Below are 18,547 nucleotides of genomic sequence, written 5' to 3' on the forward strand. Positions count from 1 at the left end.
AGAGATATGGGATCCCATGAGCGAGTTATTGTTCTGGATTTTGGTGGACAGTACACACATCTGATCGCGCGCAGATGTCGAGACCTTGGTGTCTATGCTGAGATACTGCCACAGGACACACGGTTGGACGAGCAGATTCTGACCGGCGTAAAAGGTGTGATTCTCTCAGGAGGCCCCCGCACAGTCGGCGAGGATGATGTCAAAGGGATCTTTGCCGAGAACCTCTCTACGTTGAGAGGGCTTCATATCCCTGTTCTTGGAATCTGTTTTGGTCATCAGCTTCTGGCAGTCGCTCATGGTGGAGAACTGGCACCGGGTGGCAATCCCGAATATGGTAGCACAAAGATTCGTGTGATCGACCGCTCTTCGATCCTTCGTGGGCTGGAGCCGGAGCAGATGGTCTGGATGAGCCATAGCGACGAGGTCCGAACGCTTCCCGATTCAATGCGTGCCTTGGCGCTGAGCCGGGACGATCGAATTGCGGCATATGAGAGCAAGGATCATCTGGTCTTCGGAACCCAGTTCCATCCTGAGGTGACTCATACCCCAAATGGGATGTCCATTCTCAAAGCATTTCTTCGTGACATATGCAAGTACCAAGAGCGATGGTCCCCAGAAGACCAGGTGAAGAGCATCATCAATGGCATTCGTGAAGAGGTCGGAGACGCTCTTGTGTTGATGGGCACTAGTGGGGGTGTGGACTCCACCGTTGCAGCCTTTCTGATTAAGCAAGCCATTGGTGATCGATTACATTGCGTCTTCGTTGATAATGGTCTGCTCCGTGAGGGTGAGAGTGAAGAGGTGGTCAAAGCCTTCAAGGAGATGGGGTTCGAGCAGTTCCATCTTGTTGATGCCTCTGACGAATTTCTTGATGGCCTCAAGGGCGTGAGCGATCCCGAGGAGAAACGAAAGATCATTGCTGAGACCTTCATCAAGGTCTTTGAACGGAAGGCACGGGAGCTGGAGGCTACTTATGGTCACTTCGAATTTCTTGGGCAGGGTACCATCTACCCGGATCGAGTAGAGAGTGCTGCGACCGGGAAGGCGACTTCTGTTATTAAGAGCCATCATAACGTTCGATTACCTGACTGGATGAAGTTGAGACTTGTAGAGCCGCTCAAGGATCTGTATAAGGATGAGGTCCGCAAGGTCGGGCTGAGTATCGGGGTTCCCAAACGGATGGTGACAAGGCAACCGTTCCCCGGGCCTTCTCTTGCGATCAGGATCGGCGGACCTGTCACTCGTGAGCAGCTGAGAATACTTCGTCATGCAGATACGATCCTCCAAGAAGAGTTACGTCAGGATGCTATCTATGAGCGAGTCTGGCAGTCTTTCTGTGTGCTTCTTCCTGTTCGTTCGGTTGGTGTGATGGGCGATGAGCGGACCTACGACCAAGCCTGTGTGATCCGAATTGTTGAGAGTACTGATGCCATGACGGCTTCGGTGAGTACGCCCTCATGGGAAGTGCTTCTGGGTGCTGCAAACCGGATTGCTAATGAGGTTCGTGGGATCAATCGGGTCGTCTATGATCTGACCTCTAAGCCTCCCGGCACGATCGAGTGGTATTGAGTTTCAAGACTGGTCACTCAATGCTAATAAGGGAGAAGCGTGTTTCACTAGTCCGGTGTCATCTTTGGATGCGCGATTTGCCTATCCCTATACTGAGGACCTGCTTCAATACGAGTTCCGTAAGTCTCACCCCTTGAAGCCACGTCGTCTAAAACTCACCTATCTGCTCTCAAAGGAGTTTGGGCTTCTTGATGGGGTCAACGTCTTTACGCCAAGGTTGGCTACACGTCACGAGCTGGAACTGTTCCATGCCCCGGATTTTGTGCAGGCTGTCAAGTCGTGTGAGACGGGCGACTGCACCAATTGGAAGTATGGTCTTGGGACTTCTGACAACCCCGTCTTTCCGAAGATCTACGAGGCAGCCTGTAGGTATGTCGGCGCAACATTAGATGCAATGCGTGAGGTGATGAACGGAGCGCCCGGAGGGTTTGCGATCTCTGGCGGTCTTCATCATGCTCAACGTAGTGAGGCTTCGGGCTTTTGTATCTTCAATGATATTGCGATCGCAATCAATCTGTTCCAGAAAAAATTTCCCGGGCGGAAAGTTCTGTATTATGATTTTGATGCGCATCATGCGGATGGAGTTCAAAATGCGTTCTATCGGTCCAAGGATGTATTGACCATCTCCATTCACGAGACCGGTCGAACGCTCTTTCCCGGTACTGGCCGCGTCTATGAGAGCGGAGCAGGTGAGGCCGTGGGATATGCGGTGAACATACCTTTACTTGCAGGCTCAGGCGATCGTGAGCTTATCACGTCCTTTGAAGAAATCGTGGTTCCTCTCTTCGATTCGTTCGAGCCCGACTTGCTTGTGACTCAGCTTGGTGTAGATGGTCATTATCTTGATCCTCTAGCCCATCTTGCGTATACGAGCCGCGGCTACGAGACCGTCCTGACACGACTTCATGAGCTGGCGTCGGAACACTGCGAAAACGGCTGGTTGGCGGTCGGCGGTGGTGGGTATCATCTTATGAATGTTGCAAGGCTCTGGACCCTCTTCCTTGCAATAATGCTCGATGAAGACATACCTCGGTGGATTCCCGAAGATCTATTGGAGTCGACTGACGAAGACGATCTGCGTCAATGCCCTCTGACCGTCCGTGATGAAGAAGATGTTACCCAGATCTATCGCCCTGCATCTGAAGTACAAGAGCATCTCAACAAGATCATCACCCGCATCAAAGAGGAAGTGTTTCCCAAGCACGGTCTATGATCTCTTTTGTTGATGACTTCCAATCTGTATATCGATCCACTTTTGTACCATCTTTGTGACCATGTCACTGGCCGCAGCCATAATGACACTGTCTGCGTCATCTGCTAGGAGTGATGATGGGTCAATACCTGAACGTGCCATTCTGAGCAATGCAGGATAGCAGAGCAGTCCCAGAGCAATGACTGCGTTCTGTGGATCGGTTGCATGAACACTTACCTCGTCCCCCAATACTTCAGCTGGCGAGATTCGAGAATCGGGGCTCAACAACTCTTTCAGAACTTCTAATTTTCCCTGTATCACAACATCCGGATCAACACACTCGTCACCCATTTTCAGGCCCGTCTCATCAAAGACAAAAGAGAGAGCATCTCTTGTTTCCGTTACAAGAAAGCAGATCGTGATGTTCTTGAAGGAATCGCCGACCATGTCAATGTACTCATGAAAGTCATCCTCTGTTAATTTAGTGATCTCGCGAGCGCGTTGTACGTCTACCTTGAAAGCTGCACGACACCCATCCACCACAGGTCCGAGATACTCCATGAGCATATACTTATCCTCTTCTATCTCATGTGCTATCTCTCTGAGATATGATTCCAGTGTCTTATTGTTCTCTGTGTCGGTCACTGTCCTCGAATTCATCTATCGCCTATGCCTTTTAGACATGGCGTTGTATCAATAGTTCAGAGATCATTGACGCTTCACGGCTAAACCGGTCGTTCATATAATACAACCATACAAAAGACAGCAGGTATATTGTGTATATGGTCGAAATGACAATAGATATTCATACCCATCTGGGTGCCGATAGGACTCGGATTGGCGAAGTCACTCGTTCCAACCTCTCTGATTATGTAGACACACTGCTCACCGAGATGGACAAGTTCGGGATTCTCAAGGCTGTGCTCGTACCAATCCCACACCTTGTCCCTACCGACCTTTATCTCGAGGCCACGAACTTGAACCCTGAGCGGTTATACACTGCATGCTCAATAATTCCCCGCCCCATCGACCGTGCGCGCGATCTTCTTAAGACCTACGTTGACCAAGGTGCGGTAGCACTGGTTCTTGACGAGAATATGTTCTATCCCGAAGACCCCGCTGTCATGGCATTGATCAATGAGTCGGTCAACTCGGATATTCCTGTGTTCTTTCACGTGTCTAATGTGGACAATGGCATGTTCGCGCTCATAAATCGGGTCACTGTGACTTATCCGGAGAGTCATTTCGTTATCCTACATATGGGAGGACTCTTTGGATTTTCCCGTGTCACTGCTCTGATCTCGCGTAAGAATCTCTGGTTAGAGATCTCATCGACTATCATCAAACTGGTGGAGAGCCCCCTTCGTGTCTTTCTTGATGCTGTGGCACAGGATCGGGGAGTCGAACAGTTGGTGTTTGGTTCCGACCACTACGCAGAGTACGGCCATCTATTAGCTGCACTCAATATGATCGACATCGATTATGACACATCAAAAGCGATTCGCGAAACCAATGCGGAAAAGATTCTCCGGCTCTGATCATGCCCGGTCCCAATGGGCTATCAACATTCTCGGTTCATTAATTCGTTCATGGTGTCAAGGCTGTGAGCAGTGCCTGATTGATGAGATACTCCATATCTTCTACGCTTGGTAGACCTACAAATGTCATTTCACCGACCTCGATGGTTGGGACCGCATTGATATGTTCTTTCTTTTCTTGTTCTATGGAATTCACGTCTTGTTCTATGACATTTAGAAATCCTGCCAATGGGATACATCTATTGGCTGTTTCTTTTACTATTTTTATTGCCTGTTTGCAGAAGACGCAGTGGTCGTTAGTATAGACGGTGATCGTTAGTTTGGGATACTTGGAACCGATATTGTCTACAGGTCTTTCCTCGAACATCTTTCTCTTCTCAATCTATATTATAGATGAGATGGCCACCGGTATCGATTCGGAGCAGGTGGTGATCAGTCAGTGCTGCATCACTGTTGGCGGCAGATTATTCGGCATATGTGGGGGGTTTGAGCTTGATTTGTTCACGGATTGTATCGATGGCTCGAAGAGGTATTGTTTCCCAGCTTGTTCCCCAGTCCTGAGGGCTGTGTCTTTCGACTACAACAAACGGGCCTTGTGCATCATCGATCCACAATTTTTTGACCCGCCCAATTGGGTAACCTCTAAAGTCGCAAACGATCTTGTCCTTAAGCAGAGCATCAAATTTGTCAGCGTCCATTTCTCATCGATTCTAAGTGCGCATGAATTGTTCTTGAGCCTGTGTACAACTGGCGCATATCCCCCGTAACACTCGCTTATAACGTGCTGAGTAAGACTAGGAACACGTTCATGATGGTGGGGAACAGAAACCAAGTGATGTAGTTTCCTGGGGGTGCGGTAAATCGGTGCAGTTCTTTAGGTACAAATCTGAAATAGCCGCGTTCGACCGACTGCCAGATCCAATAGCCTTGCTGTCGGGAGAAGTATGGTTCCAAGAACGCAAAGTCCACAAGTGAGGCTATGAGACCGGAACCTACCGCAGCAGCAAGACCCGGGAGCCCCCATGTGAGCGCGCTGATCATAGAGACTTGTACCGTGAACACCCACATGAACGGTATCCAGAGAGGCACGTTTCCAATGAAGAGACCATTGTGTTTAGTATAATAATAATATCCTTGTCCTGAAACAAGATGCTCACCAAGTGTCGCTATGAGAAGTGTGACTATCACTTGGTATGCCACGTTCAAACCATAGATCCACCAGAGATGGAAACTTGTCAGTGTACTTAGTCCCATCATCAATATTGTGAGACCTATTCCTCTGAAACGATTCATGTTTACTCCCTCTTTCCGCGTCCGAATCTTCTACGTACCGAGCCAAGGAGTGCCTTTGCCTGTTCGGTGCGCTCTTGTAACTTGATGATGTAGTGCCTTCCCTCTCTCACTTTGGCAAGCTCGAAATCCTGTAGGTTGTTCTGAATGTCAAGTATCACATCAATGACTTTTGTCACCGTCCTGCGGTCCAGACCTGTCGTACGTGATAATGTGGCGATCGAGGCTGATGAGGCGCTCTTTAGTGCGGTCATGACTCGCAGGATCGCATCCGGCAGACTGATTCGTACAGGATACTTGGGAGGTTCTGATGGAGGCATGAGTATCACATAGACTATCTATCGTCTGTATATATGCATTATTATGCATGCATTATTATGATTGCCCTACTATGTGTACATTATTGTGTATATGTTTTGAGATGCCCCCGATGCCCTCTCACGGGTCACTCTCGTCAAGAACATCTCTGGGTCCTAGTTGTGATATGATCCTTCTTCTTCGTCATATCCCCAATCGATAATGATGTCATCGGATGCAAACATACTGCCGCTTATCATATAGCCTGTCCCACACATAATGAGTCCTGCTACATTGAGCGATGCACCGATAGCAACGAAGTATTTTTTGTTTGACAATTGGTCTAATGAGACGTCTATCCAATCCGCTCCTTCAATGTGATCAACATAGACGGTATAGTTTCCTGGGACCAAGTTCAAAATTTCGCGGTGAATGAGTGCTTTAGGGTTTGTCCCGGGTACAACGTCTTCTGGGTCTGTCAGGGTCATGTTTAAAGTTCTGACCTCTAGAGTATCGTTATTGATGACCGTAAAATCCACTTGTACTCTACTCACATTATCCGGTTTGACTGTGACTGAGATTTCCATTTGATGGTAATAGTTAGGATCGTCAAAGAGTGTGAATGCGGTACCGGAATCGGCTGTGGTGTTGAAGCCAATGTAGTTGTAAGGAGCAAAGACGATAATTGTTCCGCCCAAAAGAATGATCGCTGCTCCTCCGAAATAGAGAAACGCCTTAAGGTAGAACCTTTTTGTAAGAACCATGACATATGCCTCAAGGTAAGAGATGAAATTCGCAATATAGGTGTAACGAACAGCGAAAATCGTTTTAATTGTTATTTAGTATATGCATTAGCAATATAGATAAGACATGCATTGACCTACTTGGTTGGTTCTATTACTTGATCAAGGAAGGTGTGCATCATTATGTCGTTTCAATATGTCCGCGTCGATAGTATTCGATGCTTGAAACCATATACAGTGACTATTTACAATGGAAGCACGCGAACCACAGCCTTTAAATCGGGTACTTTAACCGAATCAAATTAGATGTAAAGGGGTACTGGCAATGTACTTCGAGATATTCCTCATTCCATTCCTGATATTCGTCGCACTGTTCGTGATCTTCTTCATAGTGTCTGAAGGGTCACGATGGCAGAAACACAAAGTGCTTGGTCCATTCGCAAGAATAGTACAGCATTCTCCGTTTGTTGGGTTCCTTATCTTTTTCATAATGGCCCTACTAGTGATTCCGATGAGCCTTCTGGTGCTTCTCGGGTATTGGATGGATGCTGTAGCGGCAAACGCAATTCCGACAAATCAGTCCCCAGTTGTTAACACCCTTCTTGTGATTATGCTTCTTTTGTCCGGGATGATCCCTGTTATGTGGAGTCATTTCAGACAATGGCGTCAAGCTGTACGCAGCATGGCTGAAGTTCGGGTCAGAAGCATCTAATCTGTCGAGTGATTGGACCACTCTTTTGTTGAGGTGTGTGGTGGTTTCTGCCACCGCCTCAGCAAGCTCTATTTTCTGGAAGTCTCTGAGTTGAACTTCACTGAAATTGGCTCTGGTGTTTTTGTTATAGTCGGAGGATCCTTTCCTCGTTGCAATACTGTAGTCATTCTTGGTGAAGAGAATATTCTCATTGATCCCGGTTGTGCCATCGAAGACCTTAGAGTATTTCTTCAGGCACGTGATCTTGAGATTCGGGACATCGATACGATTATCTTGTCCCATATACATCCGGATCACATCACGCATACTATGCGGATCAATCGACTCTCCTGTTGTCGAATTGCTGCGAATGAGATCACAGCCCCACTCTTTGACGACAAGGAGAAAATGAAGGCTTTCTTGGGATTCCCTCGGGGCCACCCCACTCGTGCAATTTGGGAACAATACATTGAGGAGAAGGCCTATGGGGCCTTTGATGAGGGTCGAGTTGATGAGGTGCTTCATGATGGTGACAAGTTCGTTACTGGTGACCTGACCTTAGTGTGCCGATATACTCCCGGCCATCTTCCTGATCACATGTGTGTCGAGATCCCTGAATTGAAGGCGGTCTACGCATCTGACATTGATTGTACCGAATTTGGTCCGTTCTATGGTCATCCCAACTCCTCAATTGATGAGTTTCGACAATCTATCTCCATGCTTCGTGAGACCGACTATGATTATTACATCAGTGGTCATCTGACCTCTGTCCTAGTTCCCAACTATAAAGAAGCGCTTGGTGCCTACGATAAGCAATTCGATATCCGTGAGGATCTGGTCCTTGCGGCGATTGCAGAGGGGGCCACCACTGTTCCTGAGATCACCATCACCCCGATCATCTATCCCTCGCTTACTAATCCCGTATTCCTTCAGTTCGAACGATGGATGGTAGAGCATCACGTAGAGAATCTTATCCGTAAAGGTCTCGTGACTAATGATCACGGTCGTTTGCGGATGGTCTAGGTCTGCCTGCTCTTTTCTCTCTTTTGTTCGTTCTTTCTCGTTCTGCTCTCAGGCATATCCAAACCTTTATTCGGTTAACTATAGATTTCTCAAAGGTTGTGTAATTTAATGGATCATGGCGAGCCAAACCATCTTGTAGCCGAGACAAGTCCCTATCTTCAGCAGCATGTGTACAATCTGGTCGATTGGTATCCGTGGAGCGATGAGGCCTTTGAACTTGCAAAGAAGGAAAACAAACCAGTCTTCCTGTCGATCGGCTATAGCACATGTCACTGGTGCCATGTGATGGCCCACGAGTCGTTTGAGGATGAAGAAGTTGCAGCACTTCTCAATGAGCATTTTGTAAGCATAAAGGTCGATCGTGAAGAGAGACCGGATATTGATCGGATCTACATGAAGGTCGCACAGATGATGACCGGAACTGGTGGCTGGCCGCTCTCCATTTTCATGACCCCTGACAAGAAGCCATTCTTCGCTGCGACGTATATCCCCAAGAGATCGTCACATGGGCGACATGGGCTGCTTTCACTGCTACCGGCACTTGCTGAGATCTGGGAGACCCAACAAGACCAGATCGCAGAGACCCTCAGAACAGTACAGAAGGGCTTGGAGCGTAGACCTGTCGCCAGCGAGAGTAGCCTTCACGAGAACATTCTCACAGTTGCGAAGGATCAGTATCTTCTGGCCTTTGACTCGATTAATGGTGGCTTTGGCACACGGCCGAAGTTTCCAGCGCCTCATAACCTGATGCTACTCTTACGGCTCTGGAACATGGACGAAGATCGCAAGGTCTTGTCTATGGTTGAGAAGACGCTCAAGTCGATGCGAATGGGTGGAATCTTCGATCATGTCGGATATGGTTTTCATAGATACTCTACTGATGCCGAGTGGAGATTGCCTCACTTCGAAAAGATGCTCTATGATCAAGCAATGCATATCATGGCCTATACGGAGGCATATCAGGCAACCGGAAGACAAGAGTACGCACAGGTGGTACGTGAGATCATCGAATATGTGCGTAGATCTCTTAGAAGCCCTGAAGGTGGTTTTTACTCTGCCGAGGATGCCGACTCCGAGGGTGAGGAGGGACGTTTCTATGTTTGGACACTTGAAGAACTTGAGGAACTCTTGGCTCCTGATGAGTTTGAGATTGTCAAAGTTGTCTTCAATGTGAATGTTGATGGAAATTTCGAAGACGAGGCGACTGGTCGGCGTACGGGCGCTAATGTCCTCTATATGAAGAGAGACCTCTCTGCTATTGCGTGGGACTTGGAGATCGACAGGGAACAGATCGAGAATGTTCTCGCCTGCGTTCGTGAAAAATTGTTAGAGCGTCGTTCTCAGCGAACAAGACCGTTGTGTGATGTGAAGGTCCTTGCAGATTGGAATGGGCTGATGGTCGCAGCACTTGCCAAGGCCGGAGTGATCGATGATCAATATCTGGGACTCGCAGAGGACGCAATGGCCCTGGTTAAGAAAAGGATGATCAAGAGTGGCCGGCTTGCTCATGGTATCACTGGCAATCGGCTCTTGAATCCTTCATACCTTGATGACTATGCCTTTGTTGTGTGGGGCCTGATCGAACTCTATCAGGCTACAGCCAAGCCTCAATATCTGCTGGATGCTCACACACTCAATTCCCAGATGCTTGCTCTCTTTCATGATGAGACGAGTGGTGCCTTATTTTTCACCGCACACGATTCAGAGGAGCTTCTTGGTCGAGACCTCACAGCGTACGATGGAGCGATACCTTCAGGGAATTCGGTTGCTGCAATGAATATAGCACGATTGGCACGGATCACTGGTGACGAATCGCTGGAGGCAAAATCTTGGGGGATCATGTCCGCCTTTACACAGTCGATTGAAAGAAATCCGATGGCTTATTCCATGATGCTGATGAGCTATCAGTTCCTTACGGGTCCTACCACAGAAGTTGTTATCACAGGCCCCTCTGATACTACACGAGCAATGGCTCACTGGCTCAGGGTATGGTTTCTTCCGAATATGACGCTTCTATTGATGTCTTCAGATGAGGAGTCAAGAGTACTTGATCAGCTTACCTCATTCACCAATGAGTATACGATTGGTGACCAAGCGATGGCCTATATCTGTGTCAACAAGACCTGTAATCTTCCGACTGGTGATCTTGACGATATTAAGAGTCAGTTGTCACCACGCCCGGTCTGAGTCATGGCGTTGGCCCATAGCCTTATTTTGCAAATTCAAATGCACCTGCCTTGCTTTGGAAAACACCAAGGAATGATTAGCCATGATGATACCCGCATCCAGAGCAAGACAGCTTCTTGTTATCGGACTCGTGATGCTTATACTTATGACAGGTGTTACGAACTCCCCGCGTTCTGTGGTCGAACGACCGACCACTCGTCAGACATTATCTGATAGCCCCCGTATTTATTCCGGCGGTACTGTCGAACAGATTGAGATTGTGGAGTATAACACACTGACGGCCGCACTTGATGCTGTTGATGCTGGTGATGCGGACCTATTCGGCCAGATGATCAGTCCCGCCGACTACGCGGCAGTTGACAGTCATGCGCATCTGAAAAAGCAGTGGGCATACGATTCAATGGCCGTCATTCTCACTATGAACTTTGATTACTATCCTCTGAACAGCGAGCACTTGAGACGCGCGATCGCCTATGCCGTTGATAAGAACAATATCACTGAGAACTTCCCGCGAACTGTTGATCCTGCTGATTTTCTGATGCCCCTCAATAATCCTCATTCCTTGGAGTCTTCTGAAGGGGGTATGTTTTACGACGCATTGCTCTCAAATGCAACGAACGAATTTGTTCTTGCAGGGATGTTGGATATTGATGATGACGGATTCGTAGAGGCTCCAAATGGTGCTGATTTCTCCCTGACCATTGCAGTTCCCGCCGATGTTACTGGAATGAATATGACCGCAACGAACATCTTGGACGATCTTCACGCAGTGGGACTGAATGTCACCCTCTGGTACACAAACTCATCCTATCTCCAGAGTGCACTTGCTAATCATACACTAGACTATCAACTTGCTCTGTACACTATCGACTATCCCGATTATGATGCGGGTTGGGGTGTCATGACGTTCGAGTCTACAAAGAAAGGGCTAGATGATGAGAACGTTGCTAACTTTGACGACTCGGAATATGACAGTATGATCTCGGACTATATCCGAAATTACGATCCCGTACAGAGAGAGTCACTGATGCGCGACTCTTTCAGGATGTTGCGTGATAAGGCCCCAATTATTCCTCTATTCTTCTATCGTTGGTTATCAGTATATAGTGATGCCAACTTCGAGGGTTGGATTGATGATCGCAACGCAGGCGCATACAGCGTCTGGAATCCGGTCCAGATCCATGCCAAGGGATCAACCACTACGTTAAAGGTTGCAGTACTTCCCTCTTACTTTGATAATTTCTGTACTTCACTTAATCCGTTTAAGACTGGTCATGTACTTGATAATTCATGGCTGTGGAAGAACCAGTTCAATCCCTACATGTTAATCTACGATTCACCACTTGCGACTCTACCTAACGGTTCTCTCGTGCCGCGTGAGGCAGCATCTTGGCAGATCGTGCTTCCCGGAATGGTTGCCGGATTGGGTAACAACGAGTCCCGTGCCGTGTTCTTCAGTGATCCTATTGCAAACTTTACCGATGGTACATACGTGTCCGGACAAGACTACCGTTACACCTTTGATATCTATGCTAACAATTCTCTCATCCCATATGATCTAGAATATGTTGAGACAAAGGTCGTTGGGGACTATCAGGCAGGTATCACTATCAAGGGGATTCATCCTTACCTTTATTCACTTCTTGGGCAGATGCCCATTCTTCCTCGGCACATTTGGGCGAATAAGTCGCTGACTACTTGGAATCCCTCTATAGATGATGTTGTTGGTTCAGGCCCCTATAAGGTCAAGTCATTCACTCCAGGAAGCAAGTTGGTGCTCACAATTAATTCCGGATACTATCCCGTTGAAGATACACAAGCACCCAAGCTCATCAGTGTTAGCATTTCGCCGGATGATCCTATCCCTGCTGTGAGTGTGACAATTCGAGTCTACATCTACGATCGAAGCAAGATTGACAGCGTTATCTTATCCTATACCTATGACTCCGGGAAGCTGAACTTCACAGAGTCGATTGAGATGACCGAGACCTCTACCGGTTTTACTGCGATCATACCACAGCATCTGACGGCATCTTTTGTCAACTACAGCATTCGTGCAACAGATGCATGGGGCAACAGTGCCATCATTACGACAGGGTATTATGATCTGTCCTCCACAAGTAGAGGAGCTTCTTGGCTCAGTCCGCAAGTGATGCTTGGCATCGGTCTTGTTGTCTTACTGGTGGTCGTGGGAGCGGCGATCAAACGAAGACATTGATCGCCCTTTCTCTCACTTACTGAGATCTCCGTCGTCTGACGTAGAGAAAAGTCCCGATTGTTGCTACTCCCGCAACAGCTATTGATACCATGATGAGGGGGCCATAGAGAACAAGTGGACTATAGGGCCAATATTTGGTGAGTGCATTTCCGGCATCTGACCAGCTGTCCGCAATTCCTGTAAGATGTTCCGCGATACTGACAAGCCCCGTACTGTGATTTGCAATGGCGGAGTCAAGATCTCCTGTTGCGTTATACTCCTTAGCAATAGATGAAAAGGTCTCGTGGACATCACCTACGATGCGTGAGATGTTGCCGACATAGAGAAGTGACGAGTTGTCTGACAACGCCGCAAAATGTGGGAGTGCGCTCTCGGCTGCTTCATAGAACTCAGAGAAATCATGCCCCGTCAAGTACTTGTGCAGACTAGTCAGTGATACCTTGTACGACAGATATTGCAGAGTCACTGACGACTCGATCGCAAGTCCGAGAAACGTCAGAATTGAGGCCTTGTACTGGCGCTCGTTCTGCATGCCGTCAAAGACTGCAAGAAAACTCTTCAGGCCTTCCGGTGTTACGTCTTTTGCTAATCCGCGGAAGCCCTTCTCACCAAATTGCCATATGTACGCTGAGGCTGCTCCGGGAGCATAGGACTCGCCAGCACCAAGAAGTCTATCCCTGATGTACGGCCCCAATTGATCGCTGATAGTAGAAGTGGGTTCTTCACCACCTCGCTTTATCAGAATGCTGATGTAATACCTCTTTGACCATGCTAAGTTTAGATTGGTATAGCTGATCTGTGAATAGTTGCCTCTCCCATCATCCGGATACCCGTAGTTATCGCCGAATGAACCAACTCCGGGATCTTGGATGTACGCTACACCCGCTGAATCATTGTATCCAACAATGGCGACTGCGTGGCCACCACCTGTCAGACCCTGATCTCTCAGAAAGTCATAATCTGCTGCTGGAAGCCATGAGGGATCAACTGACACAACTAGTGGATACCCCTCGTCGATTGCAGTTCGCATGAGCGCAAAGGCCTCTTGCTGGCCATCAATGACTTCAGCAATGATTCCTCGTGAGCGGAAATAGTCCAATTGCTCATCGATCCCTTCAACGCTAGCATCAAAATAGATCGAGTAGTTCAAGCCATAGAGTCTGGTGACAAAGACCACTGGATCGATCTGTTGATAGAGCGCACCGGGGAACATCAAGAGTGTGTCGTTGTAGCGGATATACGAAAACGAGAATCCAATTCCTGATAGCGCAAGAAGATCGTGCAGGGTGACATCAACACCTGCATACTGAAGAGCAATAGCAGTACCTGCCCAGTTACAGAGACCATTTATCTCTTGCCAGATATAGGGGACCTGTTGTAGAGTCTTGGCCTTATCTTCTGCTACTACTGAATTGTTAATTAATTTAGTCTGTGATTGGTTAGTCGTTACCGGAACGATCACGAACATAACAAGAACCATGATTGCTATTGCCTTGTACTTCAAATTTGCCATCCCAATTTGCCCTCTAATTTTGCTATGATAAGACTATCGACATGGCCAATTCTCTACGCTCCACGTAAATACAAGATCCTATGCGGTCTACGTACTAAGATTGGTTGCGCCTTTTGTTTCTGATGATCTCTCCTTCATGACCGTGCGGCATTGATTCCCCTACGTGACTTCTGTCTGTATGAACTTTTTTAGACTAAGCGCCCAGATGAGCAAAACCGTCCGCGACCCTTCAAACAGATAACTTTTCTTATTTTTATTTGTTTAGAGGGATATGTTTATCCATTGTTTTTTTATTCTTGCCTTTGGCGAATGAGATGAACTACCACCTTGTATTGACTCGTAAATGTAATCTCAACTGCGAGTATTGTCATGGTGGAGAAGAGGCTGGCTCTGTCACGGAGATCCAGTACTCGTTTGAAGAGTTGGACCGATTCCTCGCAAAGGATGATGACCCTCAGATCATGATGTATGGTGGTGAGCCGACTCTTCGAATTCCCCTCATGATCGAGATTATGGATCGCTATCCACAAGCTCGATATATGTTACAGACGAATGCTCTCTTACTGAGTCAGATTCCAGAGGCATATGTAAAACGCTTTCATTCCATTCTTGTGTCCATTGATGGGCGTGAGCATGTCACCGACGGATATCGGTCCAAAGGGGTCTACAGGCGTGTTCTTGAGAATGTACGTTGGTTAGAGCGGATCGGTTACACAGGAGATGTTGTGGCACGAATGGCGGTTTCCCAGCATAGTGATATCTATGAGGAGGTCAGGCACCTTCTTGATCTGAGAGACCCTACCTTCAAACATGTCCACTGGCAACTGAACGTTGTCTGGGACGCTGAGGGAAATTGGACAGATTTTGATGGTTGGGTGGCAAATAGCTATAACCCTGGGATCTCCCGTCTGGTACGTGAGTGGGTTGACAAAATAGAGGAGGGCGTGATCGAGGGTATTGTTCCCTTTATGCCTCTGATGTACACGCTCCTTACTGGAAAGACCTCGCTGCTGCGATGCGGTTCTGGAATCGACACCTTCGCAATTCACATCGATGGTAGTATTGGTGTCTGTCCGATCTCGCCTGATTGGGAATGGTCTATAGTTGGAGACATTCGTGAGACCGATCCGAAAAGCCTCAGAAATGTAATGCTTGTTGATGAACCATGCCCATCGTGTGAAGTATACGGTATTTGCGGTGGTCGATGTCTGTTCGCGAACAAAGAGCGCCTCTGGGGGCAGGAGGGATTCGATAAGATCTGCGATACGGTGAAGTATCTCATTAGGGAGCTTCAGAATCAAGTTCCACGAGTCCGTCAATTGGTCGAGAGAGGAATCATCTCAGTAGATGACTTTGACTATCCCGAGTTCAACAATGGTTGTGAGATCATACCCTAGAGTGGTTCTTCCTCTTCGATCTCTTCTTCCTCAAGGCTCTTCTGCATGAGGATGATCTCTTCCCCGTCACGAACAGTCTTTTCGATCTCTTTGTAGCCGATTCGTTCGTAGAAGGTCTTCTGATCATCAATTGCCCCGTAGACCTCGATCTCTGCGGTCTTGGCATTTCTATGAGTAAGTAGATTCTCGGCGTATTCGATGAGGATCGTTCCAATACGGCGATTGCGGAATTTCTTGGCAACGGCAACACGGCTGATTACGCCAACTTGCCCGTGGAGCATTACCCGCATTGTCCCGACAATCTGATTTCCTATGATTGCAACATAGACATTGCCCATCTGGATCTGCCGAGCTATCTTGTCAAGGCTCTCTTTCATAGCTCCAGGTTCTCGGGAGAGTTGGGACTTGATGCCTGCATACGCCTCCTTGATGATTGATCGAATCTCTTCCACTTCACCAAGCTCAGCCCTACGAATCAATACTTCTGCATAGTTAAAGATTGTCGATACCACCTGCAAATTATTCTAATTCAGAATGGCAATGACATAGGAGAACATAAAACATTCGGCATCGGAGTATTGTTTATCGATTTGGTCTGTAGGTCTGTGGCTCTTGTGGTTCTCAAAATAAGACCGATCTCTCTTACGGACCAAGTATCCGTGACGAGCCTGAGTACGAACGAGATCTATAATCATGTGCATAGAAAACACCTAGTTTTAAAACAGATAATGTGAACAATGTTAAGAGGGATTGTTGATGTCCAAGGAAAAAGAAAAGACTGACGAGACCGTTGAATCCCAAAAATTGAGCGCGCGCGATAAACGAGAGATTCAGGAAGGCGCTTGCGTCAACTGTGCAGTTGCTTCCTTTGTGCTAATCGTTCTTACATTAGTTGCTATGCTCTTATGATCCCATGTCTTTTGAAAACGTAAAATAGATTGTGATTATTGGAAAAGTAGTTGTCATATATTTATATTTAGTAATTCTTTCGCAAGATGTTAACATCAACTCATATATCGAAATCAAATAATGAGCTCTGATTATCGGCTTCACTTTTCCGAATTAGTTTCTCTAGGGCCACCGCTCCCATTTCATCGCGAAAGAACTCTTTTGTTGCGATATACTCTAAAAGACTGCCTTCTCGTTCTACTTCGGCTCGTAGAAGATTTAATTCTTCAGTGATACTGAGACCACTTAAAGCGTAACTTGTTTTTTCTGCACTTTGCTTTTTTCGGCTGAATGATTCGTTTGATGCATCACGGAGGTGAATGATCCCTTTTCTAATACTGTCGAGTATTCTATTTTGCAATACAATTTGATCAGGCTGTAGATAGTAATACGACCGATTTTCAAATATACTACAATCTCTGTTGAATGCCGCAACTCTATAGTCTGCTATATTCGCAAATCCTTTTTTTCGCCAATATTCTTCATCCTCTTCGAATTTGGTGTCAGGTCGAGGTGGTACAGATATTCCTTTCCAAGGCGGCCCTATAATATCCCCATATGAAAAAGCCCCTAAAAAGTCAGAAGGCCTCTGTCTAATATCCATTGAAGATTTTCTTGGTGTTTTTCGAATATTTGCGAGATATATTACAACGTTCTTTGATTTATCTTCGAAATGATTGTTGATTCCTCTCCACATTCCTCTCATCTTAGCAATCATTGTATTGCTGAATCCTCGGCCTTGAAAATCTATCCAAATATTGGTATACCCTCGACTTGCATAATACGAGAGGATTGTATCACGAGTATTTGCATCATATCCAATATCAAACGGTGCAAAAATGGGTTTTGTATTTCTCTCCTGCAAAATGGATGCTGATACATCTACATACTTGCAAAATTCTATAGGACTGTATTTAATTTTTGTTTTTCCAACGCCATATCTCACATGTGGAATAAATACGACCGACGAGTATGCATGCATGTAATCTAGCAAATCTGTAAATCTCTTTCCAAGTTTCCTTGTCGGAAAGTCCGAAAATGATATTGAGATTGAAGTATTTGTTCGACTTAATTCCTCATTTATTTTCAATGCTTTTTTAATACGTTCCTCTTCTCCAGCCAATAGCATTGATGCGAGTGCATCATAGGTTCTCTTCTGGTATATTATTCTGTTTAATCCATAAATAGCGTTGCGAGTGTTCACACTCAAAATTTTCTTTCTCAAACTCGGGGAAATGAACGTACTGAGATAGATTGCCCTTGTTGGGGTCCATATTTGAGTTCTTCCCAAATTTATTTTCTTAATAGAAAAACCCGGAATATCTTCGCATGAGATGATCTCCTCTATTGATGTATGTAGTTCTATCCGTGACATCCATAAACCTCTTTGAAAATATGTTCAATAATTTGTATATTGTTCAGTGTTAAATTGAACGGTCTTCCTCCATTTCGTATTGCCTGTTTTACTTTTTCTAGAATTGCTATGGTTGTTTCGAATGGGAGTATTTTTTCACAGCAACAGTTGGCTAGATACCTTAGACTGAACTTTACGAATGGCTGTAGCTCGGGGATATTGTTCTCGATGAATTTTCGTGCCGGTTTATCATCGATAATAATAGAGTGAAGCTGTAATTTTCTGTAAATGAAGTATGCTATGGCCATAGTTTCGTATTCGCCTTTTTTAAAAATTTTGTCACCTATAATACTTAATAATGCAGAGTAATCATATTTGTTTAATATGTTTACAAGATTGCGAAACCTAATTGTTTCTAATGCGTCATTATGTTTTTCTGAAATCTCTTTTTCTACTGTTTTACCTATATAAAAATGAAATTTTTCTAGGATTTCCGCAAGGATCTTTGTATCGTTGATTTCGTTTTCAGATAAAAATGCAATAAAAAATGAGCTATCACTTACTATGGAATTGTTTGAACCCAACAA

General features: G+C 46.3%; 19 protein-coding genes. 9 read left to right on the forward strand and 10 right to left on the reverse strand.

From position 1 onward, the window contains the following. The first annotated feature begins 6 nt into the window (after window positions 1-6). Both guaA and K9W43_13365 read left to right on the forward strand, forming a co-directional pair. Window positions 7-1,569 (forward strand): glutamine-hydrolyzing GMP synthase, encoded by a 1,563-nt coding sequence (gene guaA, locus K9W43_13360; protein MCF2138213.1) that lies wholly within the window; start codon window positions 7-9, stop codon window positions 1,567-1,569. A 64-nt stretch (window positions 1,570-1,633) separates the two neighbouring features. Then, the gene (locus tag K9W43_13365) at window positions 1,634-2,782 is read left to right on the forward strand and encodes an acetoin utilization protein AcuC (GenBank protein MCF2138214.1); all 1,149 of its coding nucleotides are present in this window, start codon (window positions 1,634-1,636) and stop codon (window positions 2,780-2,782) included. Here the strand turns inward: K9W43_13365 and K9W43_13370 are convergent. Further along, window positions 2,777-3,421 carry a hypothetical protein gene (locus K9W43_13370; GenBank protein ID MCF2138215.1) on the reverse strand — a complete coding sequence of 215 codons (645 nt, stop codon included), beginning with the start codon at window positions 3,419-3,421 and terminating at the stop codon, window positions 2,777-2,779. The two genes, K9W43_13365 and K9W43_13370, sit on opposite strands and share 6 nt — an antisense overlap. 131 nt (window positions 3,422-3,552) lie before the next feature. Here K9W43_13370 and K9W43_13375 point away from each other — a divergent pair, with 131 nt between their 5' ends. Further along, complete coding sequence (locus tag K9W43_13375; GenBank protein MCF2138216.1) at window positions 3,553-4,299, forward strand: amidohydrolase family protein; 747 nt, start codon at window positions 3,553-3,555, stop codon at window positions 4,297-4,299. Between the two features lie 49 nt (window positions 4,300-4,348). Here the strand turns inward: K9W43_13375 and K9W43_13380 are convergent, their stop codons facing one another. The 5 genes from K9W43_13380 to K9W43_13400 all read right to left on the reverse strand — a co-directional run bounded on the left by K9W43_13380 (window position 4,349) and on the right by K9W43_13400 (window position 6,650). Continuing rightward, window positions 4,349-4,666 (reverse strand): hypothetical protein, encoded by a 318-nt coding sequence (locus K9W43_13380; GenBank protein ID MCF2138217.1) that lies wholly within the window; start codon window positions 4,664-4,666, stop codon window positions 4,349-4,351. A gap of 97 nt (window positions 4,667-4,763) precedes the next feature. Then, window positions 4,764-4,997, reverse strand: a complete 234-nt coding sequence (locus K9W43_13385; GenBank protein ID MCF2138218.1) for a hypothetical protein — start codon at window positions 4,995-4,997, stop codon at window positions 4,764-4,766. Window positions 4,998-5,073: 76 nt separating this feature from the next. Beyond that, the gene (locus K9W43_13390; GenBank protein MCF2138219.1) at window positions 5,074-5,592 is read right to left on the reverse strand and encodes a carotenoid biosynthesis protein; all 519 of its coding nucleotides are present in this window, start codon (window positions 5,590-5,592) and stop codon (window positions 5,074-5,076) included. Between the two features lie 2 nt (window positions 5,593-5,594). Beyond that, a complete protein-coding gene (locus K9W43_13395) occupies window positions 5,595-5,909 on the reverse strand; it encodes a hypothetical protein (protein MCF2138220.1) in 315 nt (104 codons plus the stop codon). Between the two features lie 153 nt (window positions 5,910-6,062). Then, window positions 6,063-6,650: a hypothetical protein gene (locus K9W43_13400; GenBank protein MCF2138221.1), complete on the reverse strand. Its 588-nt coding sequence runs from the start codon at window positions 6,648-6,650 to the stop codon at window positions 6,063-6,065. 304 nt (window positions 6,651-6,954) lie between these two features. Between K9W43_13400 and K9W43_13405 the strand changes: the two genes are divergently transcribed. The 4 genes from K9W43_13405 (at window position 6,955) to K9W43_13420 (ending at window position 12,748) form a co-directional block, all read left to right on the forward strand. Further along, window positions 6,955-7,341 (forward strand): hypothetical protein, encoded by a 387-nt coding sequence (locus K9W43_13405; GenBank protein MCF2138222.1) that lies wholly within the window; start codon window positions 6,955-6,957, stop codon window positions 7,339-7,341. Between the two features lie 90 nt (window positions 7,342-7,431). Continuing rightward, on the forward strand, window positions 7,432-8,343 hold the full coding sequence (locus K9W43_13410; protein MCF2138223.1) for an MBL fold metallo-hydrolase: 912 nt from the start codon (window positions 7,432-7,434) through the stop codon (window positions 8,341-8,343). A gap of 108 nt (window positions 8,344-8,451) precedes the next feature. Continuing rightward, on the forward strand, window positions 8,452-10,530 hold the full coding sequence (locus K9W43_13415; protein ID MCF2138224.1) for a thioredoxin domain-containing protein: 2,079 nt from the start codon (window positions 8,452-8,454) through the stop codon (window positions 10,528-10,530). Window positions 10,531-10,612: 82 nt separating this feature from the next. Continuing rightward, on the forward strand, window positions 10,613-12,748 hold the full coding sequence (locus tag K9W43_13420; GenBank protein MCF2138225.1) for an ABC transporter substrate-binding protein: 2,136 nt from the start codon (window positions 10,613-10,615) through the stop codon (window positions 12,746-12,748). 16 nt (window positions 12,749-12,764) lie between these two features. Here K9W43_13420 and K9W43_13425 read toward each other — a convergent pair whose 3' ends face one another. Further along, window positions 12,765-14,252, reverse strand: coding sequence for a BtrH N-terminal domain-containing protein (locus K9W43_13425; GenBank protein MCF2138226.1), 1,488 nt, complete (start codon window positions 14,250-14,252; stop codon window positions 12,765-12,767). Window positions 14,253-14,575: 323 nt separating this feature from the next. Here K9W43_13425 and K9W43_13430 point away from each other — a divergent pair, with 323 nt between their 5' ends. After that, window positions 14,576-15,658: a TIGR04084 family radical SAM/SPASM domain-containing protein gene (locus tag K9W43_13430; protein MCF2138227.1), complete on the forward strand. Its 1,083-nt coding sequence runs from the start codon at window positions 14,576-14,578 to the stop codon at window positions 15,656-15,658. Here K9W43_13430 and K9W43_13435 read toward each other — a convergent pair. Continuing rightward, window positions 15,655-16,170 (reverse strand): GNAT family N-acetyltransferase, encoded by a 516-nt coding sequence (locus K9W43_13435; protein MCF2138228.1) that lies wholly within the window; start codon window positions 16,168-16,170, stop codon window positions 15,655-15,657. The two genes, K9W43_13430 and K9W43_13435, sit on opposite strands and share 4 nt — an antisense overlap. A 244-nt stretch (window positions 16,171-16,414) precedes the next feature. On the opposite strand from K9W43_13435, the gene K9W43_13440 reads away from it, so the two are divergent. Next, window positions 16,415-16,567, forward strand: a complete 153-nt coding sequence (locus tag K9W43_13440; GenBank protein MCF2138229.1) for a hypothetical protein — start codon at window positions 16,415-16,417, stop codon at window positions 16,565-16,567. A 100-nt stretch (window positions 16,568-16,667) separates the two neighbouring features. Here K9W43_13440 and K9W43_13445 read toward each other — a convergent pair whose 3' ends face one another. Next, a complete protein-coding gene (locus K9W43_13445; GenBank protein MCF2138230.1) occupies window positions 16,668-17,981 on the reverse strand; it encodes a hypothetical protein in 1,314 nt (437 codons plus the stop codon). Then, window positions 17,969-18,544 carry a hypothetical protein gene (locus K9W43_13450; protein ID MCF2138231.1) on the reverse strand — a complete coding sequence of 192 codons (576 nt, stop codon included), beginning with the start codon at window positions 18,542-18,544 and terminating at the stop codon, window positions 17,969-17,971. Before K9W43_13450 ends, K9W43_13445 begins: the two co-directional genes overlap by 13 nt. Window positions 18,545-18,547 lie beyond the last annotated feature (3 nt).

Source organism: Candidatus Thorarchaeota archaeon (assembly GCA_021498125.1).
In the GTDB taxonomy this organism is placed as follows: domain Archaea; phylum Asgardarchaeota; class Thorarchaeia; order Thorarchaeales; family Thorarchaeaceae; genus B65-G9.

Coding starts and splice junctions, on each gene's coding strand:
- guaA (MCF2138213.1), top strand. CDS start 7: ATGGGATCCCATGAGCGAGTTATTGTTCTGGATTTTGGTGGACAGTAC.
- K9W43_13370 (MCF2138215.1), bottom strand. CDS start 3,421: ATGAATTCGAGGACAGTGACCGACACAGAGAACAATAAGACACTGGAA.
- K9W43_13375 (MCF2138216.1), top strand. CDS start 3,553: ATGACAATAGATATTCATACCCATCTGGGTGCCGATAGGACTCGGATT.
- K9W43_13380 (MCF2138217.1), bottom strand. CDS start 4,666: ATGTTCGAGGAAAGACCTGTAGACAATATCGGTTCCAAGTATCCCAAA.
- K9W43_13385 (MCF2138218.1), bottom strand. CDS start 4,997: ATGGACGCTGACAAATTTGATGCTCTGCTTAAGGACAAGATCGTTTGC.
- K9W43_13390 (MCF2138219.1), bottom strand. CDS start 5,592: ATGAATCGTTTCAGAGGAATAGGTCTCACAATATTGATGATGGGACTA.
- K9W43_13395 (MCF2138220.1), bottom strand. CDS start 5,909: ATGCCTCCATCAGAACCTCCCAAGTATCCTGTACGAATCAGTCTGCCG.
- K9W43_13400 (MCF2138221.1), bottom strand. CDS start 6,650: ATGGTTCTTACAAAAAGGTTCTACCTTAAGGCGTTTCTCTATTTCGGA.
- K9W43_13405 (MCF2138222.1), top strand. CDS start 6,955: ATGTACTTCGAGATATTCCTCATTCCATTCCTGATATTCGTCGCACTG.
- K9W43_13415 (MCF2138224.1), top strand. CDS start 8,452: ATGGATCATGGCGAGCCAAACCATCTTGTAGCCGAGACAAGTCCCTAT.
- K9W43_13420 (MCF2138225.1), top strand. CDS start 10,613: ATGATGATACCCGCATCCAGAGCAAGACAGCTTCTTGTTATCGGACTC.
- K9W43_13430 (MCF2138227.1), top strand. CDS start 14,576: ATGAACTACCACCTTGTATTGACTCGTAAATGTAATCTCAACTGCGAG.
- K9W43_13440 (MCF2138229.1), top strand. CDS start 16,415: ATGTCCAAGGAAAAAGAAAAGACTGACGAGACCGTTGAATCCCAAAAA.
- K9W43_13445 (MCF2138230.1), bottom strand. CDS start 17,981: ATGTCACGGATAGAACTACATACATCAATAGAGGAGATCATCTCATGC.